This is a genomic window from Novosphingobium sp. KACC 22771, from assembly GCF_028736195.1.
GTDB lineage: Bacteria > Pseudomonadota > Alphaproteobacteria > Sphingomonadales > Sphingomonadaceae > Novosphingobium.
This window is the reverse complement of sequence record NZ_CP117881.1, coordinates 2,239,260-2,265,813: the sequence shown is the minus strand read 5'-3', so window position 1 is coordinate 2,265,813 and position 26,554 is coordinate 2,239,260. Positions and strand designations below refer to the sequence as shown.

Genomic DNA, 26,554 nt, shown 5'->3' with positions numbered 1-26,554 from the left:
TTCTCCTGACGATGGAGGGCATCGGGGATTCGTCCGCGATGCCCGTGGCTGCCGATTGCCCCGAAGCCGGTCCGAAGGCCAGCAGAAACTCAAACTTAACTCTGGAAAGAGCGGCATCATGCGCCTATCTGCCGGGACATGAACGACCTCTCCACGCCTCTGTCGCCCGATTCCAATTCCACGGTTCAGCGCAAGCCGGACTGGATCCGCGTTAAAGCCCCCGTCAGCCGCGAATATGGCGCCACGCGCGACCTGATGCGCGGGCTGGGGCTGAATACGGTGTGTGAAGAGGCGGCTTGTCCCAACATCGGCGAATGCTGGACCAAAAAGCACGCCACGGTGATGATCCTTGGTGACGTCTGCACGCGCGCCTGCGCGTTCTGCAACGTCAAGACCGGCATGCCGCGCAAGGTGGATGTCAACGAACCGGCCCATGTGGCCGAGGCGGCGGCCAAGCTGGGGCTGGAGCATATCGTCATCACCTCGGTCGACCGTGACGATCTGCCCGATGGCGGCGCGGGCCAGTTCGTCAAGGTCATCAACGAATTGCGCCGCACCACGCCGGGTACGACGATCGAGATTCTGACCCCCGATTTCCGCAACAAGATGCGCCCGGCGATCGAGGCCATCGTGGCGGCTGGCCCGGACGTGTATAACCACAATCTGGAAACCGTGCCCCGGCTCTATCCGACCATCCGCCCCGGCGCGCGCTATTACGCCTCGCTGCGCCTGCTGGAGGAGGTCAAGGCCCATAACCCGCTGATCTTTACCAAGAGCGGCATCATGCTGGGCCTTGGCGAGCAGCGGCTGGAGGTCCATCAGGTGATGGACGACATGCGCAGCGCCCAGATCGACTTTCTGACCATGGGCCAATATCTCCGCCCCACGCCCAAGCATGCCGAGGTCAAGGAATTCGTCACCCCCGCCGCCTTCAACGCCTATGGCGCGATTGCCCGGGCCAAGGGCTTCCTTCAGGTCGCGGCCAGCCCGCTGACCCGCTCGTCCTATCACGCGGGCAAGGATTTTGCCGAGATGCGCGTGGCCCGCGAGGCCAAGCTCGCCAAGGCGGCGGCGAAAGCCTGATCCCGCGATGCCGAGTATCCATGAAACGCGCCGCCTGCCCTATTCGGCCAAGCAGATGTTCGATCTGGTGGCCGATGTGGGCCGCTATGGCGAATTCCTGCCTTGGGTCGTGGCCACCCGCGTGAAAAGCAATGACGGCCGCGAAATGGTGGCCGACATGCTGGTGGGCTTCAAAATGCTGCGGGAAAAATTCACCAGCCGCGTGGTGTTTGACGCGCCGCGCGAATTGACCGTGCATTATCTGGACGGGCCGATGCGCGATCTGGATAATAAGTGGCAGTTCAGGGACGTCGAGGGCGGCTGCGAGCTGGAATTTGACGTCAGCTTCACCTTCCGCAACCCCCTGTTCGAAAGCCTTGCCGGGCAATATTTCGACAAGGCGTTTCGCAAGATGGTGGCCGCTTTTGAGGAGCGTGCGGCCAAACTCTATGGCGAGCCGGCCTGAGGCACCCTCCGCGCAGGAGGATCAGTCCTCCTGCGGCGCTTCGTCCTCCTGAGGCAGCGCGCTCATTTTGGGCAGTAGCAACTCCAGCGCCACCTTGACCGCCTCGGCGCGGATCTCGCTGCGGGTGGTGGGGGCAAAGAAACGCTCCTCGGCCAGCACTTCCTCGCTGTTGCGCTCGGCCTTGGCAAAGACCACGAGGCCGACCGGCTTTTGCGCGGTGCCGCCATCAGGCCCGGCAATGCCGCTGATCGCGACGGCGACATCGGCGTCCGAATTCTTCAGCGCGCCCTGCGCCATCGCCCAGGCGCAGGCGCAGGAAACCGCGCCAAACGTGTCGATGATGTCGGGCGAAACGCACAGCAGCTTTTGCTTGGCCGCATTGGAATAGGTCACGAAACCGCTTTCCACCACCGCCGAGGAACCAGCGATCTCAGTCAGCGCCGCCGAGACAAGGCCCCCGGTGCAGCTTTCGGCCAGCACGACCTTGCGGCCGATGGCGGCGTTTTCCGCGATCACTTGCGCGGCCATTTCCATAATGTCGGGAGCGAAAAAGGAAGCTTGGGTCATGGGATGCAAATCACGATTTTGCCGATGCGCGCCTGTCCGGCGCGCGACCCGAGGCCGATGGCAAGGCCGATAGCCTCAGCCGTGCTTTCGGGCGGCAGGGGGGAAAGGATCGCCAGCAGTCGGTCCAATACCGGACAGCGGGCGATGGGGAGCTTTTCGGCGACCATGCCGGTCACCATGGTTTCCACGATCACTTGTTGTTGCGGATCGGGCAATTGGCCCAACAGGGCGGTAATATCGGTGGGGGCGCCCGCGCTCATCTTGCCAATGGCGGCCTTGGCGCCGGGCCATAGCGAGGGTTTAACGCTGGCATAGCGATCAATCATGCCCCGCGCCGCGCCGCGCAGAAACGCGCCATCGGGCAGGGTAGGGCCGCAACGCTGGGCCACGCCCGCAATCGTGCCGGGCAGGGCAAAGCCCACCAGCGAGGAAAATTCGGCGGGCGACAGGCACGGTTCGGCCGCGCGCGCCATGCCCGGCGCCACCGCCAGCAAAGCCGAAGCCGTCAGGGCCAGCAGACGCGCCATCAGGCCAGCAACAGCGTTGCCGCCGCCTGTGCCGCAATGCCTTCGCGGCGCCCGGTAAAGCCCAGCTTTTCGGTGGTGGTCGCCTTGACGCTGACCAGCCCTACATCGACGCCCATGATCGCGGCCAGACGGGCGCGCATCGCCTCGCGATGGGGCCCGATCTTGGGCGCTTCGCAAATGATGGTCACATCGACATGGCCGATGGCATAGCCCGCTTCGCCCGCCAGTTTCACCGCATGGGCCAGAAAACGGTCCGAGGCCGCGCCGCGCCACTGCGGATCGCTGGGCGGGAAATGCTGGCCGATATCGCCGCGCGCGCAGGCGCCAAGGATCGCATCGACCAGCGCATGGATCGCCACATCGGCATCGCTATGCCCGCTCAGGCCCTGATGATGGTCAATCTTGACCCCGCAGAGCCACAATTCCTCGCCATCCTCCAGCCGGTGGACGTCGTAGCCCGTGCCCATCCGCACGGGGGGAAGGGTGGGCGCAAAATCGCTGGCATAGGTCAGCTTGTGCAAGGCTTCATCTCCATCAACCAGAGCGATGCCCAAGCCGTAAGCCTGAGCAACCTGTGCATCATCACCCGCGTTGGTTGGGCCATCCCACGCACGATGCGCGGCCAGAATGTCAGCAAAGCGAAAGCTCTGCGGCGTTTGGACCCGGCGCAAGGCCTCGCGGCGGGCGGGGGCCCCCATCAGATCGTCGGCGGCGTTGCACAAGCTGTCCACGACAGGAAGAACGGGAATCGCGCCCGGTTGTTCCGCCAGCGCCGCCTCCAGCCGTTCAACGACCGCCAGAGGCAGGATCGGGCGTGCCGCATCATGGATATGCACGATGGCGGGCGCATCGGGCGCCAGAGCCTCAATCCCGGCCCGCACCGAATCCTGCCGCGAAGCGCCGCCCGTAATCAACCGCACCGGCAGACCATCCAGCGCCGCCGAGGCCACATCCTGCGCGCCCTCGGGGATCACCACCACAATCGGCGCCACGCCGGCGGCCAGCAGGCGCTCGACCGAATGGCGCACCACCGGCTTGCCGCGCCAAGGCGCAAACTGCTTTGGCATGGGTTGGCCCGCACGCAGGCCCGCGCCTGCGGCCACAACGATGGCGGCCTTTTGGGTGTCTGCTTGAGTCGGGGCGCTGCTCATGGATTGCGCCGGTAATCCCTTGCTGTGCGGCGCGCAATCCTTTATGCGCTGCCCACTTTTTAGGCACGCCCATAGTAGAACAGCCATGACAGACACTCCCATCCCCCCCACCTTGAAGCCGATCCACATCGGCCCCGTCCAGATCGATTGCCCGGTTGTGCTGGCGCCGATGACGGCGGTCACCGATCTGCCGTTTCGCCGGATCGTGCGGCGCTATGGCTCGGGGCTGAATGTGACCGAGATGATCGCATCGCCCGCCGCCATCCGCGAAACGCGCCAGTCGATCCAGAAGGCCGCGTGGGATCCGATGGAGGAGCCGGTCTCGATGCAGCTCGTCGGCTGCGAGCCGGACCAGATGGCCGAGGCGGCCAGAATCGCGGCGGACAAGGGCGCCTCGATCATCGACATCAATATGGGATGTCCGGTCAAGAAGGTGGTCAATGGCGATGCCGGGTCTGCGCTGATGCGGGTGCCCGATCTGGCCGCGCGGTTGATCGAGGCCTGTGTGAAGGCGGTGGATGTGCCGGTCACGGTCAAGATGCGGATGGGATGGTGCCATGACAGTCTCAACGCTCCCGAACTGGCCCGCACCGCGCAGGATCTGGGCGCAAAGATGATCACCGTGCACGGTCGCACCCGCAATCAGATGTACAAGGGCACCGCCGACTGGGCCTTTGTGCGCCGGGTGAAGGAGGCGGTCGATATTCCCGTCATCGTCAACGGCGACATCTGCACGATCGAAGATGTGGCCGCCGCCGTTGAGCAATCGGGCGCGGATGGTGTGATGATCGGGCGCGGTTCGTATGGGCGGCCCTGGCTGCTGGGCCAGATGATGCACTGGCTGGCCACGGGCGAGCGCTTGGACGAGCCTTCTCTGGCCGAGAAATATGGTGTTATTCTCGAACATTACGAGGATATGCTCAGCCATTATGACATCAAGACTGGCGTCAATATGTTCCGCAAACATATCGGCTGGTACACCCACGGCCTGCATGGATCGGCATCGTTTCGCAACAAGGCCAACTTCATGGACGACCCCAGGGACGTGAAGGCCGCGCTCTACGAATTCTTCATGCCGCTGCTGCAAGAAGCGGCCTGATGGCGCCCGATCAGCCGGACGCCATTTCCCCCGCGCCCGATGCGCGGCGCATGTTGCTCAGCCTGCCTCAGGCGGTAATCCTGCTGGCGCCGGGGCAGAAGATTTCGATGGCCAATCCGGCCGCTGAACAGTTTCTGGGCCAGAGCCAGCGCCGCCTGTTGGGGCGGTCATTGGTGGATGTCGTGGCGTTGGATGATGAACGGCTGATGGCGCGCGTATATGAAAGCGATGCGCCGATCACCGCGCGGCAGGTTGACGCCCAGGTGCTGGGTCAGGGCAGCCGCCGGATCGACATTGCCACCACGCCGGTCATGGATGCGACGGGCTGGATGATGGTCACTCTGGCCGACAGCGCCACGGTCGAGCCGCTCGGCCAGTCGATGCCGGGCGATGGCGACGGGCGGCTGCGCGGGCCTGAGGTTTTGGCCCATGAAATCAAGAACCCTCTGGCGGGCATTCGCGGCGCGGCGCAATTGCTGGCGCGCAAGGTTGAGGGCAGCGACCGCGCGCTCACCATGCTGATCGCCGACGAGGTGGACCGCATCGCCAAGCTGATCGACCAGATGCAGACGCTCTCGCGCCGCACGGCCGATCCGGTCGAACCGTGCAACCTGCACGAAACCATCCGCCGCGCCAGCACCATTCTGGCCGCCGCAGGCGGTGCCAAGGAAGAAGGCAAGGCGCGGATCGAGGAGGAGTTTGACCCTTCGCTGCCCCCCGTGCTGGGCAGCGCGCATGGGCTGGTGCAGGTGCTGATCAACTTGCTATCGAACGCGCGTGAGGCAACGCAGGGGACGGAAAATCCGCGTGTCATCGTGCGCACCCGCTTCGTTTCGGGCCTGCAGCTGCACGCCACCGATCGCGGCAAGGCGGTGCGCCTGCCCATCGAAGTGCGCGTATCGGACAATGGCCCGGGCATCGAGCCATCGGTGCGCGACCAGATTTTCGAGCCTTTCGTCACCAGCAAAAAGACCGGGCAGGGGCTGGGTCTGGCGCTGGTGCGCAAATTGATGCGCGATATGAACGGGCGCATCACCCATGATCGCGACGAGGCAGGGGGGTGGACCCATTTCCGCCTGCATCTGCCGATTGCCACGGTCGGGCCAACGCTGGGCGCGGCGGGCCGGTCCCGGCGCAACACGGCCCCAGACGCGCTTAACGGATAGGATCTATGAGTATTTTGCTGGTCGAGGACGATGAGTCCATTGCCATCGTCATCACCGCCGCGCTGGAGGCCGAGGGCTTTTCGGTGGTGCGCTGCGATGCGATTGCCGAGCGGGACCGCCTGTTGGCCACGCGCGAATTCTCCGCGCTGGTGACCGACGTGATGCTGACCGATGGCGATGGGATCGAGACGCTGGGCCGGGTGCGCGAGGGCCATCCCGATCTGCCGGTGATCGTGCTGTCGGCGCAGAACACTCTGGATACGGCGGTACGCGCGTCGGACACCGGGGCGTTTGAATATTTCCCCAAGCCCTTTGACATCGACGAACTGGTGCGCACCGTGCGTCAGGCGGCAGGCTCGCAGGCCTCCGCGCTGGGCGGGGGCGTGGATGAGGGGCCGGGGCAGGGCTTGCCGCTGGTGGGGCGCTCGGCCTCGATGCAGGCGGTCTATCGGATGATCACGCGCGTTTTGCGCAATGATCTGACCGTGCTGATTTTGGGCGAGAGCGGGACCGGCAAGGAACTGGTGGCCGAGGCGATCCACCAGTTGGGGCACCGACAGAAGGGGCCATTCGTGGCGGTCAATACGGCGGCGATTCCCGCCGATCTGATCGAGAGCGAATTGTTCGGCCATGAAAAGGGCGCGTTTACCGGAGCGGTTGCGCGCCATATTGGCAAATTCGAGCAGGCGGCGGGAGGCACCCTGTTCCTCGACGAAATCGGCGATATGCCGATGCAGGCCCAGACTCGCCTGCTGCGCGCGCTGCAATCGGGCAGCATCCGCCGCGTGGGCGGGCGCGACGAGGTGAGCATTGACACCCGCATCGTGGCGGCCACCAACAAGGATCTGGAGCCGATGATCGCGGCCGGCCAGTTCCGCGAGGATCTCTATTACCGCTTGAACGTCGTACCCATCCACCTGCCGCCTTTGCGCGAGAGGGCCGATGACATTGCGGCGTTGGCGCGGCATTTCCTTGCGCTGGCGGCCACAGAGGGCCTGCCCCGGCGGCGTCTGGCGCCCGAGGCCGAGGCGATGCTGATGCGTCAGCCGTGGCGGGGCAATGTGCGTGAATTGCGCAATTTCATCTATCGTCTGGCGCTATTGGCGCGTGAAGACGTGGTTGATGCAGCCACGCTGGAGCCGATGCTGGCTTCTGCCGCGCGGGCCGAGGAGCAGGTCGAGGCGCCGCTCGATTTGAACACGGCGGTTGAGCGCTGGCTGATCGAGCATAGCCCACCGCCCGGCACGGTCTATGACGCCGCGCTGGCCGCGTTTGAAAGACCGCTGTTCAACCGCGTTCTGGCCGTCACCGGGGGCAACCAGTTGCGCGCGGCGCAGATGCTGGGGATCAACCGCAACACCTTGCGCAAGCGGCTTGGCGAGTTGGCCATCGACCCGGATTTCTTCCTGCGGCGGCCCTAGGGCCGGTGCGACCTTTGGGGTAGTGGGTCGCTTTCCTCTTGCATTCTTGCCACAGGGGCGTTGTAATACTGCCACGATGGCGAGCGACGATAAGGCAAAACCGAGACGATGGCCCCGTTGGTGGCGGCGAGCGCAGGTCTATGCCCGGCGCGCCAATCTGGAGCCCTATGTCTGGGGCATCTCGATCTTCGGCTTTCTGGCGGCCAGCCTTTCGGCGTGGCTGGCAGTGTCGGATCAGGCGCAGAAGGGGCAATTGCTCTCGGGCGGGATGACCGCTTCGCTGCTGGTGGGCATGCTGTTGCCCGCGATGGCAATCCTTGTGCTGATCGGGCGCTGGATCGCGGTGCGGCGCGGGGCCAGCATTCCGGGCGGCAAGGGGCGCTTGCACACGCAACTGGTGTTCCTCTTCTCGCTGATCGCGGCGGTGCCGACGCTGCTGGTGGTGATCTTTGCCTCGTGGCTGTTTCAATCGGGCGTGGAATTCTGGTTTTCGGACAATTCGCGCGGATTGCTGGAAAATGCCAACAAGCTGGCGCGCGGCTATTACGAACAGACCCAGCGCGACGTCTCGAACGAGGCCATCGCGATGACCAGCGACCTGCGCTATATTCTGGGCCAAACCAGCATCGTCAGCCTCGATTTCCAGCGGGCGCTTTCCTATCAGGTGCTGCAACGCGGGCTGGACGAAGTGGCGATCCTGCAAAAGGGCGCCGATGGGCGGATGATTACCGTGGCGATTGTGGACCCGGCGCGCGATGATGCGCGGGTTCAGGTCTCGCCCGAAGATCGGCGCCGGGTCGATGGCGGCGAGGCGATTGTGGTCAATGCCAAGGCCGACCGCATCGAGGCGGTAACGGCCATCGACCAGCGGACCGGGCTTTATCTCTATGCCGCGCGGACATCCGACCTTTTGGCGATCAGCCAGGGCAAGCGCGCCGACAATATCGTGAAGGCCTATCAGGTGCTGACGCAAAGGGCGCGGTTGCTGCAATTGCGGTTCAACATTGCCTTGTTTGTCATATCTCTGGTGCTGGTAGGCCTGTCGGTGGTCTTTGCCCTGCGTTTTGCCGACCGACAGGTGCAACCGCTCTATGACCTTGTGGCGGCGGCCCAGCGGGTGGGCGCGGGCAATTATGAAATCCGCATCGCCGGGCGCAGCGGGGCCGAGGAAATCGGCCTGCTCAACCGTGCGTTCAACCGCATGACCGAACAGATCGAGCGCCAGACCGCCGCTCTGGTCCGCGCCAATCAGCAGATCGACGAGCGCCGCGCGCTGATGGAGGCGGTGCTGGAATCGGTGACGGCGGGGGTGATCTCGCTCGATGCCAGTGGGGCGGTGCGGTTGATGAATTCCTCGGCGCAAAAGCTGCTGCTGGGACGCAGCGATGGCGCGCCCGTGGGGCAGGCCCTGGCCGAAATCTCGCCCCAGATTGCGGGGATGGTGGACGAGGGCAAGCGCGAGGGCGTGGTCCAGCACGGCGTTTCGTCCGAACGCGGGGGCGATTTGCGCACGCTGGCGGTCAAGCTGACGGCCAACAGCAGCGCCTCGGGCGAGGCGCAGGGCGGCCATGTCATCACCTTTGAGGACATCACGCGCCAATTGCTGGATCAGCGTCAGGCGGCTTGGTCGGACGTGGCGCGGCGCATCGCGCATGAAATCAAGAACCCGCTGACCCCGATCCAATTGGCCACCGAGCGCCTCTCGCGCCGCTATCGCAAACAGATCAGCGACAATCCCGAATTGTTCGAGGAATTGACCGCGACGATCATTCGGCAGGTGGGCGACCTGCGCAAGATGGTGGACGAATTCTCCTCCTTTGCCCGCATTCCCAAGCCGGTGTTCCGTTCGGAAGACCCGGTCGATCTGGCGCGGCAATCGCTGTTCCTGCAGGAAGTGGCGCGTTCGGACATCGACTTTTCGATCGATGCGCCTGGCGATATCGGCCTGATCGGTTGCGACCGGCATCAGTTTGGTCAGGCGATGACCAACGTGCTGAAAAACGCCACCGAGGCGGTTGAGGCCAAGCAGAAGCAGGCGGGCGAGGACTATCGCGGCGCGATCCGGCTGAGCCTGATCGACGAGGGCGAGAGCATTCTGGCGGTGGTGGCCGACAATGGCATCGGATTGCCGCAGGACCGCGAGCGTATCGTCGAACCCTATGTCACCACCCGCGAAAAGGGTACGGGACTGGGTTTGGCCATTGTGAAGAAAATTGTCGAAGAACACGGCGGCGACATGAATTTTGCCAGCGCCGAGGGCGGTGGTTCCGTCGTCTCCCTGCGCTTTGCCCGCGACCCTTTGAGCGCGGGCAAGGTGATGGAGCCGGGGGAATGAGCCCAATGGAAAGAGGAAGAGCCTGATGGCTGTCGATATCCTGATCGTTGATGATGAAAAGGACATCCGCGAACTGGTGGCGGGTGTTCTCTCGGACGAGGGCTACGAATGCCGCACGGCGGGCGACAGCCGCGCCGCGCTGGACGAGGTGGATCGGCGGCGGCCCTCGCTGGTGCTTCTCGATGTCTGGTTGCATGGTTCGCCGATGGACGGGCTGGAGGTGCTCGACGCGATCAAGACGCGTGAGCCGGACCTGCCGGTGATCATCTTTTCGGGCCATGGCAATATCGATACGGCGGTGGCCGCGATTGGCCGCGGGGCGATGGATTTCATTGAAAAGCCGTTTGAGACAGAGCGTCTGCTCCATCTGGTGGAACGCGCGACGGAAACCGAACGGCTGCGGCGCGAGAATGCCCGGCTGAAACTGGACACGGCGCAAGGGACCGAGTTTCACGGAAGTTCGAGCGCAATCAACCACGTACGCGCCACACTTAAACGTGTTGCCAACACCGGCAGCCGCCTGCTGATCTCCGGCCCCTCGGGCGTGGGCAAGGAAGTTGCGGCGCGTCTGCTCCATTCGTGGAGCGGGCGGGCGGAAAAACCCTTTGTCAGCGTCAACTCCGCACGCATCACGCCCGAACGTTTCGAAGAGGAACTGTTCGGCGAGGAGGCCAATGGCAAGCTGGTGCGCGCAGGCCTGCTCGAACTGGCCGATGGGGGCACGCTCTATCTGGACGAAGTGGGCGATATGCCGCTGTCGACTCAGGCGCGCATCCTGCGGGTTTTGACCGAGCAGGCCTTCGTCCGCGTGGGCGGCAATCGCCAGATCCGCGTCGATGTGCGCGTGGTGTCCTCGACCAGCCGCAATCTGGAAAAGGAAATCATCGATAAGACGTTCCGCGAGGATCTGTTCTATCGCCTGAACGTGGTGCCGGTGGTGGTGCCGCCGTTGGCCGAGCGGCGCGAGGATATTCCCGTGCTAGTCCAGCATTTCTTTGCCCGCTATGCCAATGATCAGGGCATGCCTCCGCCCGAAATCAGCATTGAAGCGATGGCCGCGATGCAGGCCTATGAATGGCCGGGCAATGTGCGCCAATTGCGCAATGTGGTGGAGCGCACGGTGATTCTGGCCCCGCGCGAAAGGCTGGGGCGGATCGAGGTCGATATGCTGCCCGCCGAGATCAACAGCGGGCGTTTGGCCGGCGATTCGGGCATGTCCTCCTTGATGGGCGTGCCTCTGCGCGAGGCGCGGGAGAATTTTGAGCGGGAATATCTGCGGGTCCAGATCCGTCGCTTTTCCGGCAATATTTCAAAGACCGCCGCCTTTATCGGGATGGAACGCTCGGCCCTGCATCGCAAGCTCAAGCTGCTGGGCATGGGCGACAAGCGGGACGATGACGAGGAGGATTGAATACGTCTTTCGCAATTTCGGCATTTACGCTGCAACTGCGAGAGGCTAGACATGAGGCTCAGTCGGCCAAAGGCGCAGAATCACCTTTGGCCAGAATGCGGACCGTAGAAACGGCCGCCAACAATAGGAGCAAACCATGTCGACTGGCCGCACGCTTTCCGCCCGCCCGCGTTCAAAGCCTGAAGAAGGCGCCGCTGATGAGGGCGCCGAAGCCGTTGCCGCAGCCCCCGTTCCCGTAGCGTCGGGCAAGGGCAGCCAGAATTTGCAGGACCAGTTCCTGAACTATCTGCGCAAGAACAAGACCCCCGTCACCATGTTCCTTGTCAAGGGCGTGAAGCTGCAGGGTATTGTCACCTGGTTCGACAATTTCTCGATCCTGCTGCGCCGTGATGGTCAGTCGCAGCTGGTCTATAAGCACGCCGTTTCCACCATCATGCCCAGCCAGCCTATCGACACGCGCCTGTTCCCGCAGGGCGGCGACGCGTCGAAGAAGGCCCGCCTGCTGCAGGATGTGTTCCTTTCCTCGATCCGCTCGTCCAGCGTGCAGGTCACGATGTTCCTGGTGAACGGCGTGATGCTTCAGGGACGTGTGGCGGCCTATGATCTGTTCTGCATGATGCTGGAACGCGAAGGCTATGTGCAGCTTGCCTATAAGCATGCGGTTTCGACCATCCAGCCGCTCGGCCCGGTCGATCTGACCGGCGAGTGGGATGGTGAAGAAGGTTCAGACGCCTGATTTTCGGAGAGGAAGCCGAGGGCGAGGTTACACGGGGCGCACGCGCCCTGATCGTTTGCCCCGAGATTCGGGGGCGCCCCAGCGCCTCCGATACCGAGTCGCGCGTGGAAGAGGCCAAAGGTCTGGCGCTGGCCATCGGGCTGGTGATTGCCGAGGCCTTCCCTATCGCCATTCGCGAACCCCGCCCCGGCACGCTGTTCGGCGAAGGCCAGATCACCAACATCATCACCCAATGCAATCTGCATGAGGCCGAACTTGTCATCGTCGATGGCGCGCTCTCGGCGGTGCAGCAGCGCAACCTTGAGGACAAGCTCAAGCGCAAGGTGATCGACCGCACGGGCCTGATCCTCGAAATCTTTGGCGAACGCGCGGCGACCGCCGAAGGGCGGTTGCAGGTCGAACTGGCGCATCTGGATTATCAGCAGGGCCGACTTGTGCGCAGCTGGACCCACCTTGAGCGCCAGCGGGGCGGCTTCGGCTTCCTTGGCGGCCCGGGCGAAACCCAGATCGAGGCCGACCGCCGCATGATCCGCGACCGCATGGCCCGCATCCGGCGCGAGCTGGAGCAGGTGCGCCGCACGCGCGGGCTGCACCGCGACCGGCGCGAAAAGGCGCCTTGGCCGGTGCTGGCCTTGGTGGGCTATACCAATGCGGGCAAATCGACGTTGTTCAACCGGCTGACCGGGGCGAGCGTGATGGCGCAGGATCTGCTCTTCGCCACGCTGGACCCGACGATGCGCGCGATCCGCCTGCCCGGCATCGAAAAGGCGATTATGTCGGACACGGTGGGCTTTATCTCCGACCTGCCGACGCAATTGGTCGCCGCCTTTCGCGCTACGCTGGAAGAGGTGACGGCGGCCGACATCGTCATCCATGTGCGCGATATCGCCAACCCTGATACTGCCGCGCAAAAAGAGCAGGTGCTTTCGGTTCTCGAAGACCTCGGCTTGCTGGAGGAGGGCACACGCGCTCCCTCGGTGCCGATGATCGAGGTGTGGAACAAGTGGGACTTGCTCTCCGCCGAACAGGCCGCGCATCTCTGGCACGCCGCGCGTGAGGCGGCCCATGACGACGAGGTGGTGGTCCCGCTATCGGCCGTGACCGGCGAAGGCTGTGAGGAGTTGCTCGAAACCGCTAATCGGTTGCTGACCGGGGACGCGCGGGAGCATCGGTTTACCATTCCTGTCCATGATGGCGCGCGCATCGCCTGGCTCTATGCCCATGGCGAGGTACTGTCCGATGAGGAGGCCGGGGGCGATGAGCCGGCGCGGATGATGTCCGTGAAGCTGACGCCTAAGGAATTTGGGCGGTTTGTAAGGTTGTGAAGGTTTAAATGTGCCTCCGGCGGGCAAAGGGACGCGGTCCCTTTGCAATCCCGTTAATGGGGTGGCGTAAAAAGTTCATGCGTTTGGATTGGGTAATCAAGCCTGCGGCGCTGTCACAAAACGCCGAACCGTTAACGCCACGCGGACAGTATCAGGAGCGCGAGGGTCTAGACCCTCGCATTTTCCCCCTTCTTAACCTCTTGCCACAACCCTTCCTGCTCATCGAGCGAGAGCGCGGCAAAATCCACCCCGCGCGCCTCGGCAATCGCCTCCATCCCCTTGAACCGCCGTTCGAATTTAACATTGGCCGCGCGCAGGGCTTCCTCAGCCGAGATGCCATAGGCGCGCACCAGATTGACGGCGGCAAAGAGGAAATCCCCCGCCTCGGCCATTCGCTCTTCGTCCGTGGTCGCCTCGGCCAGCTCCTCGATTTCCTCGACTACCTTGGCAACCGGCCCAGACACATCGGGCCAGTCGAAGCCGACCCGCGCCGCCCGCTTCTGCAACTTTTCCGCCCGCATCAGCGCGGGCAGGGCCATCGCCACGCCATCCAGCGCGCTCGATGCCCCCTTTTCCGCCCGCTCCTGCTCTTTCAGCTTTTCCCAGCGGACCTCGCGCGACTGGCCCTCGTCGGCGACGCCACCAAATACATGAGGATGTCGCGCCTCCATCTTGTCGCTGATCGCATCGGCCACATCGTCAAAGGCGAAGAGGCCCGCCTCCTGCGCCATCCGGCTGTGAAACACCACTTGCAGCAGCAGATCGCCCAACTCCTCGCGCAGGCCCGCCATGTCGCCCCGTTCGATGGCGTCGGCCACCTCATAAGCCTCCTCGACCGTGTAGGGCGCAATGGTGGCAAAGGTCTGCGCCACATCCCATTCACAGCCCCTTTCGGGATCGCGCAGCCGCGCCATAATGTTCAGCAATCGGGAAAGCGACGCGGTCATAAGCAACTCACAAAAAAGGACCGGGAAAGCTTTAGTCAGCCTTCCCGGTCCCGACAATCGGCAAATGGCGCACTTTACTCTACCGTTGCGGGGGCCAAACGGGGGCTGAGCAGATGAACCACCGCCAGAGCGAGCAGATAGGCGCTGGCGCAAATGGCGAACAGCAATTCGTAGCTGTGCGTGGCGTCGAGGATATAGCCGGTGAACAGCGCCATCCCCATGCCGCCCAGCGCGCCGATCGTGCCGCCGATGCCCACCACGCTGCCCACCGCCGCGCGGGGGAACATGTCGGAGGGCAGGGTGTAAACATTGGCCGAAAAAGCCTGATGCGCCGCCGTGGCAAGGCCGATCACCAGCACCGCGCCCCACACGCTCTCGATGCTCTGCGCGAAATAGATCGGGAGCACACAGAAGGCGCAGATCAGCATGGCGAGTTTGCGCGCCGCATTCACCGAATAGCCGCGCTTCAGCATGAAGGACGAGAGCCAGCCCCCGGCCACGCTGCCCAGATCGGAAATGATGTAGATGGCCGCCAGCGGGAGACCGAAGCTCTTGAGATCAAGATGATAGCGGTCGAACAGATATCCGGGCAGCCAGAACAGGAAAAACCACCACACAGGGTCGATCAGAAATTTGGCCAAGGCATAGGCCCATGTCTCGCGCAGCGTGATGAGGCGGCCCCAACCGATCTTCTCGGTGGTGTCGGCCGGGTCCTGTTCGATCCAGGCCAATTCGCCCGGCGTGATCTTGGCTTCATCGCGAGGGTGGCGATATAGTGCCCACCATGCGATCAGCCACGCCACGCCGAAAACGCCCGTGATGAAAAAAGCCGAGCGCCAACCAAACCACAGCACCAGCGCAGGCACCAGCAGCGGCGTGATGATGGCGCCCACATTGGCGCCCGCGTTGAACAGGCCGATGGCAAAGGCCCGCTCCCGCTGGGGGAACCAATCGGCCACGGCCTTGATCCCGGCGGGGAAATTGCCCGACTCGCCCACACCCAGCCCGAAGCGGGCGGCGGCGAAACTGGCCACGCCGCTGGCGAAACCATGCGCCATATGCCCGGCGGTCCAGATCACGATGGCGACCGCATAACCCAGCCTTGCGCCCAGCACGTCCACGATCCGGCCAAACGAAATATAGCCGATGGCATAGGCCATCTGGAACCAGAAGACGATGGTGGCAAAGTCGCTTTCCTGCCAGCCCAGTTCTTCCTTCAGCGTGGGTTTGAGCACGCCGATCATCTGGCGGTCGATATAATTCACCGCCGTTGCGGCAAACAGCAAGCCGCACACAACCCAGCGCCGCCGTCCAGCCTTGGGGTCCAGTTCTCTCTGGCCTGTCATCATCCAATCTCCAATTGCGCTTCTTTTGGCGCGTTAACGGGGCATGGCTTTGGTGAGCGTGCAGGACACCAGTCCCAGATCGCCGAAACTGGCGGTGACGCTCTGGCCCACGCGCGCCGGATGGACGCCGGTGACCGCGCCGGAGGAGACCCAAAGCCCGCCCGACACATCAATCCCGCGCGCCATCAGATTGCCCAGCAAAAAGCGCACCGCGCCATAGGGGCCGTCGAGCATGGTGGCCGCGCTCGCCTCGCCCACCACCGCGCCGTCGATGCGCGTGGTGATGGAAATGGCGCAAAGATCGAGATTGGCCCACCCGGCCACCGGCGCGCCCAAGACAAGGCCCGCATTGTTGCCGTAATCCGAAACCGTCACGCAAGGCCCATCGGTATTGATGCCGGGATAGGGCGAACTGGCAATTTCGATGCCAATGCGCACCTCGTCGATGATCGCCCGGGTCGCCGCATCATCGGCGGGAACGGGGCCGGTAAAACCAGGGGCGACATGCAGCAACCATTCCGCCTCGCCCGCGACAAAGCCATCGGCAAAGACCGGCATGGCCGCGCCATCTTCGGCCAGCGCATCGGCAAAGATCGGACCGGCGAGCCGATTGGCCCCCAGCTCTGCATCCAGCGGCGCGTTGATCCGGCCCACTTTCCAGCCCACAACCGGGCGCCTGTCGAGGGAAAGCGCCGTATCCTGAATACGATAGGCGTCGGCCAGCGTAGCCGGCATGGGGCCGGGGTAGGTGGCCAGGCCCTGGCCGGAGCGGCGGGCCGCAAGGAAGGCCTGTGCAATGGCCTGATCGGTGTTTTGAGTGTGCATCCTGATCCCACAATCCTTTGGGTGAATTCAATAATGGAAACCGGTGTCAGGGGCAATCGGCCAAGGTGGCAAGCGATTGCATGAACCAGCCGTCAGCCTGTCCCGCCTATAAGGTTACCCCCCGCCGCCAGATCGCGATGGCGCGCTGGCCATGGCGTTCGGCGGCGGTCTTTTCTCCGCTGGCAATGGCTACCAACCGGGCGAGAAACGCCGCGTCAGTCGCCCTTTGCCCATCGTCCAAAGCCATCGCGGCATCAAAATCGATCCAATGCGGTTTGTTGGCGGCCAATTGATGGTTGGAGGCGACCTTGACCGTCGGCACGGGAAAGCCGAGCGGCGTGCCGCGCCCGGTCGTAAACAGCACCATGGTGGCCCCAGCCGCCGCAAGGGCGGTCGAGGAAATCGCATCATTGCCGGGCGCCTCCAGCAAGACCAGCCCGCCCGGCTTCGCGCTCTGTCCATAGTCGATCACCGAGCAAAGCGCGACATGCCCCGCCTTTTGCACCGCTCCCAGCGATTTCTCCTCCAGCGTGGTGATCCCGCCCGCCAGATTGCCCGGCGAGGGGTTTTCCGAAACCGGCAGCCCCTGATCGAGGTAATAGCGTTTGAAACGGTTGATGAGACCGGCGGCCGCATCGAACACCTGCGCGTTGATCGAGCGCGAGAGCAGGGCCTGTTCGGCCCCGAAGATCTCCGGGATTTCGGTCAGCACCGGGGTCCCGCCCGCGCCCGCCAGAGTCTCGGCAAAGCGGCCCAGCAGCGGATTGGCGGTGAGGCCTGAAAACCCGTCCGACCCGCCGCATTTCAAACCCACCACCAGCGCCGAGAGCGGCAAGTCCACCCGCTCCGCCGTCGCGGCGCGGGCGACCATGGTGTCGATCAGCGCGGCGGCCTCGGCCAATTCATCGCCCGCGCTCTGCGAGGAGAGGGTTGCGAGTTTGCCGCGCGCGTTTTCGGGCACCAGCGTCAGCAATTCGTCAATCTGGTTCGATTCGCAGCCCAGACCCAGCACCAGCACGCCCGCCGCATTGGGATTGGCCGCCAATCCCGCCAGAACCGCGCGCGTCCCCGCCAGATCATCGCCCAATTGCGAACAGCCATGGGGGTGAGAGAAAGCGTGGATGCCGTCAATCCGCCCGGCCGCGATCAGGTTGGCGTGACGGACGGTTGCTTCACGCGCGATCTGTTCGGCGGTCAGGCCAACGCAACCGACCGTTGGCAGCACCCAGATTTCGTTGCGCGTGGCCGCCCGCCCGTCGGAACGCAGATAGCCGCGCCAATGGGTCGTATTCACCTGCGTTGGGGCCACTTCTCCGTGGGAACCGGGCGCGTAGGTCAATTCTCCCGCAAGCGCAGTGGCCAGATTATGCGTGTGGACATGATCGCCCCGCGCGATAGCGGCCGTGGCCCTGCCGATGGGCTGGCCATATTTGCGCACCGTGTCGCCCGGCGCATGGGTGGTCAGGGCCAGCTTGTGCCCCTGGGGAATGGCGACCGCTGCGGTGAAATGCTCGGCGCCCAGCGCAACCTGTTCGCCCGCCGCAATCGGACGCAGCGCCACAGCCACGGTGTCTTCGGAATGCACGCGGATCAGGGCGGGTTGCAGGCTCATCATTTTCACCAAGCGTTCGTTTCGCGAATCTCCCCACGCGGGGTTTCGCCTTTGCGTGGGAATGTCGTTTATGGTAACCGGTGTCAATAAGTCTCCTGCTTGCACGCTTCATCATGCAAGGGCAAGGCAGCAAAAGTGCAGACGAGCCAAGAGAGGTGGGAACAACGTGGCCAATCGTGAGCCCAAGCCGACGATCAATGACGTGGCGCGCCTTGCGGGCGTGTCGAAAAAGACCGTCAGCCGCGTGATCAACAACTCGCCCTTGCTCAACGATGCAACGCGCGACAAGGTGACGGCGGTGATCCGCGATCTTGGCTATGTACCCAATCCGCAGGCCAGGGCCTTGGCATTGCGGCGCAATTTCCTGATCGGCCTGATCCATGACAACCCCAATGCGCAGATGGTCCTCTCGGTTCAGGAGGGCATGCTCGATGCTATGAAAGGCACCGAATTCGCGCTGGTCGTGCGCCCGGTGGACCGCAAGAGCCCGCAACTTTTCGACGATATTCGCCATTTTATCGAACAGCAGCGGCTTTACGGCATTTACGTCCTGCCGCCGGTTTCGGAGAATGACGAAGTGGCGCGGCTCTGTGCGGAACTGGGCTGCCGCTATGTTCGAATGGGGTCGGCGCGGCTGGATGATGAAGAGCATCTGGTCGAATCCAATGACCGCGAGGCGGTGCGCGAGGCGGTCGACAAGCTGATTCGCGATGGGCACACAAGCATCGGCCACGTGGCGGGGCCGGACGGCTTCCGCTCGGCGCGTGAGCGTGAGGCCGGGCTGCGCGAGGCGTTGCTGGCCCATGGGCTGAGCTTGCCCGATACGCTGCGGGCTTCGGGCAATTATACGTTTGAGTCCGGCTACACGGCGGGCAAGCAATTGCTCAGCCAAAATCCGCGCCCCAGCGCGATTTTCGCCGCCAATGACGAAATGGCCGCCGCCGTGCTCCACGCCGCGCTGGAGCAGGGGCTGGAGGTGCCGCGCCAGCTTTCAATTCTGGGCTTCGACGATACGCCGATCGGTGCGCATATCTGGCCTCCGCTCAGCACGGTGCGCTGGCCGATCCGGGCTATGGCGCGCTCGGCGGCGTTCAAGCTGATCCAGCCGGAGCGGGCAGCCGAGCACAAGTCTTTCTTCCGTTCCGAACTGGTCGAACGGGCCTCGACGGCGCCGTTCAAGGGCTGATCCGAGCGCCTGCCTGTCTGCAAAAAGTCATGTTTGGCGGTTATTGACACCGGTTACCAAAACCCGCTACCAAGCGATCAATCACGTGCCGGACGGCACCAATCTTTGCCGGGAGAGCTACCCATGTTCTGCAAGACCTATCATGCCACACATCCCGACATGATGGAATGTGTTTCTAATGATGAACTGCGCGACCGTTATCTGGTATCGGGTATGTTTGTCGAGGGGCAGGTGAACCTCAATTATTCGCATAACGAACGCTTTGTGATCGGCGGGGCCGTGCCGGGCAAGGAGCCTCTGAAGCTGCCCGAACAGACCGAGCCTGCGAGCGCTGCCGGTCACCCGTTCCTTGAGCGCCGCGAGGCGGGCATCGTCAATATTGGCGGCCCCGGCGCGATCACGGTTGATGGCACGCGCTATGAAATGGGCAACAAGGAATGCCTCTACGTCCCCATGGGCACGGGCGAGGTGATCTTTGAAGGCGAGGGCGCGCGTTTCTACATCGCCAGCGTTCCGGCGCATAAGGCGTTCCCGTGTCGGCACATCACGCTGGATCAGGCCAACCCGCTGGCCCGCGGCGATCTGGCCAATTCGAACCAGCGCACGATCTATCAGCTCGTCATCCCCGGCGTTTGCGAGAGCGCGCAGCTCCTGCTGGGCCTGACCGTGCTGGAGGAAGGCAGCGTGTGGAACACGATGCCGCCGCATCTGCATGACCGCCGCAGCGAGATCTATCTCTATTTCGACATGCCCACCGAGAGCGATCGCGTGTTCCACTATATGGGCCAGCCCGAAGACCTGCGCCACATCGTGATCGGCAATGAAGAAGCCGTGATCAGCCCGCCGTGGTCGGTTCACATGGGTTCGGGCACCAAGAAATATGCCTTCATCTGGGCGATGGGCGGGGAAAACCTCGACTATACCGACATGAAGGTCCTCGACATTTGCCAGCTCAAGTGAGGCCGTGATGAGCTTTGACCTGACCGGCCGCGTGGCCGTGGTGACCGGTGCCAATACGGGCATCGGTCAGGGAATTGCGTTGGCTCTGGCGCAGGCCGGGGCCGATGTGGCGCTGGTGGGCCGCACGCCTGCGGAGGAAACCGCTGCCTTGGTGCAGGCCGAGGGGCGCCGGGCCGAAATCATCGGTGCGGACCTATCGTCGATTGCCCCGGTGGGCGATGTCGTGGCGCAGGCTGTTGAAAAACTGGGCGGACTGCACATTCTGGTCAACAATGCCGGGATCATCCGCCGCAATGACGCGGTGGATTTTACCGAAGAAGACTGGGATGCGGTGGTCGACACCAACCTCAAATCGGTGTTCTTTTTGTCGCAGGCCGCCGGTCGCCACATGATCGCCAACCATGCTGAAACGGGCCAGCGCGGCAAGATCATCAACATCGCCTCGATGCTGTCGTTTCAGGGCGGCATCCGCGTGCCGTCCTACACGGCGTCGAAATCAGGCGTGGCGGGGCTGACCAAGCTGCTGGCCTGCGAATGGGCGGCCAAGGGCGTGAACGTCAACGCCATCGCGCCGGGCTATATCGCCACCAACAACACGGCGGCTTTGCAGGCCGATGAGGCGCGCAACCGCCAGATCATGGAGCGCATCCCCGAAGGCCGCTGGGGCAGCCCGGCGGATATGGGCGGCGCGGCGGTGTTCCTCGCCAGCAATGCTGCGGACTATGTGCAGGGCCATGTGCTGGCCGTGGACGGCGGTTGGCTGGCGCGATGACCAAGGATCGTTCTGGCCCTGTCGTCTGCTTTGGCGAGGTCATGCTGCGTTTCGCCACGCCTGCGGGGCGGGTGATTGCCGATGCGCAATCGCTCGACCTGACCATCGGCGGGGCGGAGGCCAATGTCGGCGTGGCCTTGGTGGCGATGGGGCATCAGGCGCGGTTTGTCTCCAAGGTTCCGGCAAACGCTCTGGGCGACAAGGCCCGCGCGGCGCTGGCCGGGGCGGGGGTCGATGTTGCGCATTTCGTGCGCAGCGAAGGCCGGATGGGGTTGTATTTCCTCGAAGTCGGCGGTTCGCTGCGGCCAAGCGCGATCACCTATGACCGCGCCGGATCGGCCTTTGCCACGGCCCGACCGGACGAGTTTGACTTCGCCGCCGCGCTGGATGGCGCCTCGCTGTTCCACATTTCGGGCATCACCGCCGCGCTCGGCCCGGCGGGTGTCGAACTCGCCCGCGCCGGGATCAAGGCGGCCAAAGCGGCAGGGGTTCCGGTCAGTTTCGACTGCAATTTCCGCGAGAAACTCTGGGCCGCGTGGGACAGCAATCCGCGTGAGATCCTGCTCGAATTGCTGTCCGATGCGACGATAATGTTCGGCAACCATCGCGACATGACGCTGCTACTGCAAAAGCCCTTTTCCGGCGATGGCGCGGAACGGCGGCGCGAAGCGGTGGAGGCGGCTTTCGCGACCTTTCCCAACCTGCAAGTCATGGCCAGCACCGCGCGCCATCCCATCACCCAGACCCATCACCGCCTCTCGGCCCGCGTCGATCTGCGCGAGGACCGGCATCAGACGACCGAGATCGAGATCACCGATATCGTCGATCGTGTCGGGTCGGGCGACGCCTTTGCGGCGGGGGTTTTGACAGGCTGGCTGGAGGGCGGGGACGCGAAAAAGATGGCGCAGCTTGGTCTGGCCATGAACGCGCTCAAACATTCGCTCCATGGCGACTGGCTGCGCCTGCCGCGCGCGGAAATTGATGGCTTCACCGGCAATTCGGGTGATGTTCGGCGTTAGAGCTATTCACCAAAGCGTCGTAACCTGAAAGCTTGGGGGGCCTCGCAGCCCCCCAATCTCTTTTACACGCCGCCCTGCCGCATCGCCTTGTCACGGTCGCTCAGCTTTTCCTGCGCGCCCGCCTTCTGGCCCGGATAGGCGCCGTTTTTGGGCGTCATCGTGGTCAGGTCCCAAGCGGCCTCAACAAAAGGCGCGCGCTTTTCGGCGGCGTGGGGATAGCCCCCTACCTGCTTTTCATCGTCGATAATGTCGCCGCGCCCTTCGGCCACAAAGAACAGCACGCGAATATCCTGCGGATCGCGATCCCAAGGCCGCGCGCCGACCGAATTCAGCACGCTGGTTTCCACCTCGCCAGAGGGCAGGATCGTATAGCCGTCCAGTTTGGCCAACGGCTTGTCCGCGGTGATGAGCCTGGCCTTCGTCTCGCCATAGCGGCCAAACATCGGCAGGGCATTGCCATGGCGGTCCACCGCCCGGTTGTCCTGGCCATAAAAGGCCAGATCGCCATCGCCGCCCAGCATCAGAAAGGGCAGGCCCGGATCGGTCTGGTTGCCGCCGCGCATGACATTGCCGACCGCCGTAATCTGGCCGGTGACGTAATCATGCCCCGCCCATTCCAGCGCCATCAGGTTGTAATGCACCGCGCGGTGGCCGGGGTTGTAGATGATGTTGTTGACCATGGCGACCTGCGCGCCGCCTTTGACCAGCGGGCTGCGCTCGACATTATGCGCCCAGACGTTGCGGTAGAAGGTGATGCCCGTGGTGTTGTCGTGAATCAGCGAACCTTTTGAATGCTCGCCCTTGGAGTGGCTGGCAAAGGCCAGCCCTTCGGCGGCAAGGTTTTCACGGAAAACAACGTCATGGCTGGTGCCTGCGCGCCAGTCCTGCACCGTTTTGCCGGTAAAGCGCGGGCCGCTGGCCGACATGTTTTCGTCAATGGCCCACAGGAAGCTGCAATGTTCGATCACCACATTATGCGCGGCCACGGTTGAAAAGGCGTCCGGCTCCCAGCCCGAGAAGTGGGGTTTGTCCATCGCGCCGGTCATGACGCGCAAGTGGCTGATGATGACGTCATGGCCGTGCAGGTCGATACCGGTGCGGATCAGCGTGACGGGCGAGGGGGCGGTTTGCCCGGCGATGGTGAGGAAGGGTTCCTTGATCACCAGTTCGGTGCCGCCCATGTCGATCACGCCGCCCACTTCAAAGACGACGATGCGCGGGCCCTTGGCCTCGACGGCTTCTTTGAACGATCCGGGGCCATCCTTGGCCAGTGTGGTTACGCGGATGATTCGCCCGCCTGCGCCGCCCTTGGTGGGATCGGCGGGATGGGCAAAGCTGGCCTGTGCGGGGGCATTGGGCGTTTCGGCCCAGACGGGCGCGGACAGAGGCAAAACGGCAGCGGCGAGCAGAAAGCGCGCATGACGAACAACGGGGGTGGGCAGAAATGTCACCGGGGCCTCTCCTGTGGGGCTTCATTGTTGGTGGTTCTTGACAGAGGCCGGGGCCTCATGCCAAGACTTATGACACCGGTTACCAAATCGGACAAGAGGTTCCCTTCAACGCCATCGAAAAACGTTGAACGGCAACACCTTGGCAGATAAAATTAGCCCCAGAGGGCAGGGATATGGATGAAAAAGGCGGCGACAGCGCGATTCGCGTTTCCCACTTATGACACCGGTATCACGCTTTGGGGCAATCAGTGAGGAGTGGGGCGCATTGCCGCCCCGTGGGAGTTTTAGGGGGAGTTATAATGCCTCATACCGCAACGCGATTCACCGCTCGCCGTTTCTCTGTTTTGCGTCTGGCTCTGGTGGCCGGAACGGCGCTGGCCACGCCCGCTTTTGCGCAAACCGCCGCGCCCGGCGCCGATGCAGCCGCGCCCGAAGCCATCGTCGTCACCGGCTTTCGTCGCTCGCTTGAAGCCGCGCTCACTCTGAAAAAGAACTCGGTGGCCGCGGTCGACGCCATCGTGGCCGAAGACATCGCCAAATTTCCCGATCAGAACCTGGCCGAATCGCTTCAGCGCATTCCCGGCATTTCGATCCAGCGTGATGGCGGCGAAGGGCGCGCGATCACCGTGCGCGGGCTTGGCGCGCAATTCACCCGCGTTCGGGTGAATGGCCTTGAAACCGTTGCGACTTCTTCCGACGGCGCCAGCGCCAACCGCGACCGCTCGTTCGATTTCAACGTGTTCGCCTCGGAACTCTTCACCAATCTGGTCGTCCACAAGACCGCCGAACCGTCGCTTGACGAAGGCTCGCTGGGCGCTGTGGTGGATCTGAACACCGGCAATCCGCTAGGCGGCAAGGCCGGGCTGACGGCTGTGGCCAATGTTCAGGGCAGCTATAATGACCTGTCCAAGAACCTTGGGCCGCGTCTCGCCGGCCTGCTGAGCTGGCGCAATGACAGCGGCACCTTCGGCGCCAACATCTCGGCCGCCTATTCCAAGACCAACACGCTGGAATTGGGCAACAATTCGGTGCGCTGGGCGCAGGCCTATTTCAACTCGGTCAACGGCACGAACTGCTTCTATTCGGTGCCGGGCGCCACGGGCGGCTCGCCCACCAATTACACCGGCAGCTATCGCCAGAGCGCGACCTGCGATCAGGCCAGCCTGTCATTCCATCCGCGCATCCCGCGCTATGGCGTCATCGGGCATGACCGCGAGCGCCTTGGCCTGACCGGATCGATCCAGTTCAAGCCGAGCGACCACACCAAGCTGTCGATTGACGCCCTGTTCTCGCGCTTCAAGGAAAACCGCGAGGAAAAGTGGCTCGAAGTGCTGGCCCGTTCGAATGAAAAGTCGATCGACGTGGTCAACCCGGTCTATGACGCGAACAACAACATGGTCGCGGCCACGTTCAACCACGCCTATGTCCGCTCCGAACATTATCTGCGCCAGTCGAACACCACCTTCTATCAGGTGGGCGCGACGCTGGACCAGGACATCACCGAAAAGTTGAAGGTGAAAATCCTGGGCGGCATTTCCAAGTCGGACGCGGATATTCCGGTGGAAACCACCATGCTGCTTGACAATCGAACGGCCAATGGTTTCTCCTATGATTACCGCAACATGGCCTCGCCCGTCATTTCCTATGGCGACAGCGTGACCGATCCGTCCAAGTTCCAGTTGGCCGAAATCCGCGACCGCCCCTCCAATGTCACCAACCGGTTCAAGACGGTGCAGGGCAATGTGAATTGGGAAGTGGCCGACGGCTTTACGATCAAGGCGGGCGGCGTGTGGCGCCGGTTCAACTTTGATTCGGTGGCCTATCTGCGCGACAGCGCGGTTTGCGGCAGCAGCGGGGCCGACCTTGTGCTGGGCACGCTGACCTGTTCATCCAGCGCCTATGGCTTCCCGCTGACCAGCGCGATGGTGGACACCGTCAATCTGGGCAATGCCGGCCAGCCTGCCGGCACGACCAGCAGCTGGATCGTGGCCAATCTGCCCGCCACCACGGCCTTCACCAAGCTCTACAGCCGCACGGCCACGCTTGACAGCGGCAACGTGCGCTCGGTGCAGGAAACCACCTCGGGCGGCTATTTCGAGGCCAATTTCAAGGGCAATCTGTTTGGTCTGGAATTTGGCGGCAATATGGGCACGCGCTATGCCTATACCAGCCAAAAATCGACCGGGATCCTTTCGGGCAACAGCGTGACGGTCCAGCGCGGCTATGGCGACTGGCTGCCTTCGGCCAACCTTGCCTTCTATCCGCATCCCAAGGTGATCATTCGCGCCGCCTATGCCAAGGTGCTGACGCGCCCGACGCTGGGCAATCTGACGCCGGGCGGCTCGATTGACGGGTTCAATTACCGGATCAGCTATGGCAACCCCCAGCTCGATCCCTATCGCGCGACCAATTACGATCTGGCGGTCGAATATTACTTCGCCCCCCAGTCGGTGATCTCGCTGGCCGTGTTCCAGAAGGATATCGCCAGCTTCCCGATCTCGTCCAGCTATGCCGCCACCTTCGCCTCGACCGGTCTGCCGCAAAGCGCGCTGCCGACCAGTTCGCCTGCCTATATCAACTTTGACCCGAACCAGATCTATCAGATCACGGCCAATGTGAACGGCAGCGGCGCCCGGCTTCAGGGTATGGAACTGGCCCTGCAGATGCCCTTCCGGTTCCTGCCCGGTGTGCTCAAGAACATCGGTTTCCAGGGCAACGTGACGCTGATCAAGTCGAACGCCAATTACACGATCACGGGTCCCGCCACCAATCCCTGCACCCGCACCACGCCCACGGCGGCCTGTACGCTGGTGGGGGTGAATGCGGTCTATCCGGCAACGCTGCTCAACGTGTCGAAAACGGCGTGGAATGCCACGCTCTATTATGACGACGGCAAGTTCAGCATCCGCGGTATGCTCAGCTATCGCGGGCCGTTCAATGACGCGACCAGCGGCACCGGCAATGTGTTCGAGGGTTATGGCAGCTATACCAGCTTTGACGCGGCGGTGCGCTACAAGCTGACCAGCAGCGTGGAACTTTCGCTCGACGGCAACAATCTGCTCGACACCTATCGCTATCGCTATACCGATGCGAGCGCGACGCGGAACTATGAAAACAACCACTTTGGCCGCACGATCCAGTTCGGCGCGCGCTGGAAATACTAAACCTTC

Annotated in this window: 22 protein-coding genes; 14 read left to right on the top strand and 8 right to left on the bottom strand. The window is 63.4% G+C overall.

Features of this window, described 5'->3' with window-relative positions:
- Positions 1 to 138 precede the first annotated feature (138 nt).
- Positions 139 to 1,083, top strand: a complete 945-nt coding sequence (lipA, locus tag PQ467_RS10290) for a lipoyl synthase (RefSeq protein ID WP_274173332.1) — start codon at positions 139 to 141, stop codon at positions 1,081 to 1,083.
- A gap of 7 nt (positions 1,084 to 1,090) precedes the next feature.
- Positions 1,091 to 1,528, top strand: coding sequence for a type II toxin-antitoxin system RatA family toxin (locus PQ467_RS10285; protein ID WP_274173331.1), 438 nt, complete (start codon positions 1,091 to 1,093; stop codon positions 1,526 to 1,528).
- A gap of 21 nt (positions 1,529 to 1,549) precedes the next feature.
- Here the strand turns inward: PQ467_RS10285 and PQ467_RS10280 are convergent, their stop codons facing one another.
- From PQ467_RS10280 to PQ467_RS10270, 3 genes are read right to left on the bottom strand one after another with little or no spacing between them, the layout of a single operon-like run.
- Positions 1,550 to 2,095, bottom strand: a complete 546-nt coding sequence (locus tag PQ467_RS10280) for a CinA family protein (protein WP_274173330.1) — start codon at positions 2,093 to 2,095, stop codon at positions 1,550 to 1,552.
- The gene (locus PQ467_RS10275) at positions 2,092 to 2,622 is read right to left on the bottom strand and encodes a hypothetical protein (protein ID WP_274173329.1); all 531 of its coding nucleotides are present in this window, start codon (positions 2,620 to 2,622) and stop codon (positions 2,092 to 2,094) included. The genes PQ467_RS10280 and PQ467_RS10275 overlap by 4 nt, the downstream gene beginning before the upstream one ends.
- Positions 2,622 to 3,773 carry a bifunctional 2-C-methyl-D-erythritol 4-phosphate cytidylyltransferase/2-C-methyl-D-erythritol 2,4-cyclodiphosphate synthase gene (locus tag PQ467_RS10270; RefSeq protein WP_274173328.1) on the bottom strand — a complete coding sequence of 384 codons (1,152 nt, stop codon included), beginning with the start codon at positions 3,771 to 3,773 and terminating at the stop codon, positions 2,622 to 2,624. The genes PQ467_RS10275 and PQ467_RS10270 overlap by 1 nt, the downstream gene beginning before the upstream one ends.
- Positions 3,774 to 3,858: 85 nt before the next feature.
- On the opposite strand from PQ467_RS10270, the gene dusB reads away from it, so the two are divergent.
- The 7 genes from dusB to hflX all read left to right on the top strand — a co-directional run bounded on the left by dusB (position 3,859) and on the right by hflX (position 13,266).
- Positions 3,859 to 4,872 carry a tRNA dihydrouridine synthase DusB gene (gene dusB / locus PQ467_RS10265; protein WP_274173327.1) on the top strand — a complete coding sequence of 338 codons (1,014 nt, stop codon included), beginning with the start codon at positions 3,859 to 3,861 and terminating at the stop codon, positions 4,870 to 4,872.
- Positions 4,872 to 6,038 (top strand): two-component system sensor histidine kinase NtrB, encoded by a 1,167-nt coding sequence (locus tag PQ467_RS10260; protein ID WP_274173326.1) that lies wholly within the window; start codon positions 4,872 to 4,874, stop codon positions 6,036 to 6,038. Before dusB ends, PQ467_RS10260 begins: the two co-directional genes overlap by 1 nt.
- A 5-nt stretch (positions 6,039 to 6,043) precedes the next feature.
- Positions 6,044 to 7,459: a sigma 54-interacting transcriptional regulator gene (locus PQ467_RS10255; RefSeq protein WP_274173325.1), complete on the top strand. Its 1,416-nt coding sequence runs from the start codon at positions 6,044 to 6,046 to the stop codon at positions 7,457 to 7,459.
- Positions 7,460 to 7,535: 76 nt separating this feature from the next.
- A complete protein-coding gene (locus tag PQ467_RS10250) occupies positions 7,536 to 9,794 on the top strand; it encodes a sensor histidine kinase (protein ID WP_274173324.1) in 2,259 nt (752 codons plus the stop codon).
- A 25-nt stretch (positions 9,795 to 9,819) separates the two neighbouring features.
- Positions 9,820 to 11,205, top strand: coding sequence for a nitrogen assimilation response regulator NtrX (gene ntrX, locus PQ467_RS10245; protein WP_274173323.1), 1,386 nt, complete (start codon positions 9,820 to 9,822; stop codon positions 11,203 to 11,205).
- Between the two features lie 136 nt (positions 11,206 to 11,341).
- Positions 11,342 to 11,941, top strand: coding sequence for an RNA chaperone Hfq (gene hfq / locus PQ467_RS10240; protein WP_274173322.1), 600 nt, complete (start codon positions 11,342 to 11,344; stop codon positions 11,939 to 11,941).
- 47 nt (positions 11,942 to 11,988) lie between these two features.
- The gene (hflX, locus tag PQ467_RS10235; protein WP_274176132.1) at positions 11,989 to 13,266 is read left to right on the top strand and encodes a GTPase HflX; all 1,278 of its coding nucleotides are present in this window, start codon (positions 11,989 to 11,991) and stop codon (positions 13,264 to 13,266) included.
- A gap of 167 nt (positions 13,267 to 13,433) precedes the next feature.
- On the opposite strand, the gene mazG is transcribed toward hflX, so the two are convergent.
- The 4 genes from mazG to PQ467_RS10215 all read right to left on the bottom strand — a co-directional run bounded on the left by mazG (position 13,434) and on the right by PQ467_RS10215 (position 17,999).
- Positions 13,434 to 14,213, bottom strand: coding sequence for a nucleoside triphosphate pyrophosphohydrolase (mazG, locus tag PQ467_RS10230; RefSeq protein ID WP_274173321.1), 780 nt, complete (start codon positions 14,211 to 14,213; stop codon positions 13,434 to 13,436).
- Positions 14,214 to 14,287: 74 nt separating this feature from the next.
- Entirely contained in the window at positions 14,288 to 15,559 is a 1,272-nt protein-coding gene (locus PQ467_RS10225) for an MFS transporter (protein ID WP_274173320.1), read from the bottom strand.
- Positions 15,560 to 15,592: 33 nt separating this feature from the next.
- Positions 15,593 to 16,384, bottom strand: a complete 792-nt coding sequence (locus PQ467_RS10220) for a 2-keto-4-pentenoate hydratase (RefSeq protein ID WP_274173319.1) — start codon at positions 16,382 to 16,384, stop codon at positions 15,593 to 15,595.
- A 106-nt stretch (positions 16,385 to 16,490) separates the two neighbouring features.
- Positions 16,491 to 17,999 carry a UxaA family hydrolase gene (locus PQ467_RS10215; RefSeq protein ID WP_274176131.1) on the bottom strand — a complete coding sequence of 503 codons (1,509 nt, stop codon included), beginning with the start codon at positions 17,997 to 17,999 and terminating at the stop codon, positions 16,491 to 16,493.
- A 163-nt stretch (positions 18,000 to 18,162) separates the two neighbouring features.
- On the opposite strand from PQ467_RS10215, the gene PQ467_RS10210 reads away from it, so the two are divergent.
- The 4 genes from PQ467_RS10210 (at position 18,163) to PQ467_RS10195 (ending at position 21,933) form a co-directional block, all read left to right on the top strand.
- Positions 18,163 to 19,182, top strand: coding sequence for a LacI family DNA-binding transcriptional regulator (locus PQ467_RS10210; RefSeq protein ID WP_274173318.1), 1,020 nt, complete (start codon positions 18,163 to 18,165; stop codon positions 19,180 to 19,182).
- 123 nt (positions 19,183 to 19,305) lie between these two features.
- The gene (gene kduI / locus PQ467_RS10205; RefSeq protein ID WP_274173317.1) at positions 19,306 to 20,142 is read left to right on the top strand and encodes a 5-dehydro-4-deoxy-D-glucuronate isomerase; all 837 of its coding nucleotides are present in this window, start codon (positions 19,306 to 19,308) and stop codon (positions 20,140 to 20,142) included.
- A 7-nt stretch (positions 20,143 to 20,149) separates the two neighbouring features.
- Entirely contained in the window at positions 20,150 to 20,914 is a 765-nt protein-coding gene (gene kduD, locus PQ467_RS10200; protein WP_274173316.1) for a 2-dehydro-3-deoxy-D-gluconate 5-dehydrogenase KduD, read from the top strand.
- Positions 20,911 to 21,933, top strand: coding sequence for a sugar kinase (locus PQ467_RS10195; RefSeq protein ID WP_274173315.1), 1,023 nt, complete (start codon positions 20,911 to 20,913; stop codon positions 21,931 to 21,933). Before kduD ends, PQ467_RS10195 begins: the two co-directional genes overlap by 4 nt.
- Positions 21,934 to 21,995: 62 nt before the next feature.
- Here PQ467_RS10195 and PQ467_RS10190 read toward each other — a convergent pair whose 3' ends face one another.
- Positions 21,996 to 23,318, bottom strand: a complete 1,323-nt coding sequence (locus PQ467_RS10190) for a pectate lyase family protein (RefSeq protein ID WP_274176130.1) — start codon at positions 23,316 to 23,318, stop codon at positions 21,996 to 21,998.
- A gap of 365 nt (positions 23,319 to 23,683) precedes the next feature.
- Between PQ467_RS10190 and PQ467_RS10185 the strand changes: the two genes are divergently transcribed.
- Positions 23,684 to 26,548, top strand: a complete 2,865-nt coding sequence (locus PQ467_RS10185; RefSeq protein ID WP_274173314.1) for a TonB-dependent receptor — start codon at positions 23,684 to 23,686, stop codon at positions 26,546 to 26,548.
- The last annotated feature ends 6 nt before the right edge of the window (positions 26,549 to 26,554 follow it).

Bases quoted from the DNA above. Each gene is read 5' to 3' on its own strand.
- PQ467_RS10225 (WP_274173320.1), bottom strand. From the start codon at position 15,559: ATGACAGGCCAGAGAGAACTGGACCCCAAGGCTGGACGGCGGCGCTGG.
- PQ467_RS10260 (WP_274173326.1), top strand. From the start codon at position 4,872: ATGGCGCCCGATCAGCCGGACGCCATTTCCCCCGCGCCCGATGCGCGG.
- dusB (WP_274173327.1), top strand. From the start codon at position 3,859: ATGACAGACACTCCCATCCCCCCCACCTTGAAGCCGATCCACATCGGC.
- ntrX (WP_274173323.1), top strand. From the start codon at position 9,820: ATGGCTGTCGATATCCTGATCGTTGATGATGAAAAGGACATCCGCGAA.
- PQ467_RS10275 (WP_274173329.1), bottom strand. From the start codon at position 2,622: ATGGCGCGTCTGCTGGCCCTGACGGCTTCGGCTTTGCTGGCGGTGGCG.
- PQ467_RS10285 (WP_274173331.1), top strand. From the start codon at position 1,091: ATGCCGAGTATCCATGAAACGCGCCGCCTGCCCTATTCGGCCAAGCAG.
- PQ467_RS10250 (WP_274173324.1), top strand. From the start codon at position 7,536: ATGGCGAGCGACGATAAGGCAAAACCGAGACGATGGCCCCGTTGGTGG.
- PQ467_RS10220 (WP_274173319.1), bottom strand. From the start codon at position 16,384: ATGCACACTCAAAACACCGATCAGGCCATTGCACAGGCCTTCCTTGCG.
- PQ467_RS10270 (WP_274173328.1), bottom strand. From the start codon at position 3,773: ATGAGCAGCGCCCCGACTCAAGCAGACACCCAAAAGGCCGCCATCGTT.
- kduI (WP_274173317.1), top strand. From the start codon at position 19,306: ATGTTCTGCAAGACCTATCATGCCACACATCCCGACATGATGGAATGT.
- kduD (WP_274173316.1), top strand. From the start codon at position 20,150: ATGAGCTTTGACCTGACCGGCCGCGTGGCCGTGGTGACCGGTGCCAAT.
- PQ467_RS10195 (WP_274173315.1), top strand. From the start codon at position 20,911: ATGACCAAGGATCGTTCTGGCCCTGTCGTCTGCTTTGGCGAGGTCATG.
- PQ467_RS10280 (WP_274173330.1), bottom strand. From the start codon at position 2,095: ATGACCCAAGCTTCCTTTTTCGCTCCCGACATTATGGAAATGGCCGCG.
- PQ467_RS10185 (WP_274173314.1), top strand. From the start codon at position 23,684: ATGCCTCATACCGCAACGCGATTCACCGCTCGCCGTTTCTCTGTTTTG.
- lipA (WP_274173332.1), top strand. From the start codon at position 139: ATGAACGACCTCTCCACGCCTCTGTCGCCCGATTCCAATTCCACGGTT.
- mazG (WP_274173321.1), bottom strand. From the start codon at position 14,213: ATGACCGCGTCGCTTTCCCGATTGCTGAACATTATGGCGCGGCTGCGC.
- PQ467_RS10255 (WP_274173325.1), top strand. From the start codon at position 6,044: ATGAGTATTTTGCTGGTCGAGGACGATGAGTCCATTGCCATCGTCATC.
- PQ467_RS10215 (WP_274176131.1), bottom strand. From the start codon at position 17,999: ATGATGAGCCTGCAACCCGCCCTGATCCGCGTGCATTCCGAAGACACC.
- hfq (WP_274173322.1), top strand. From the start codon at position 11,342: ATGTCGACTGGCCGCACGCTTTCCGCCCGCCCGCGTTCAAAGCCTGAA.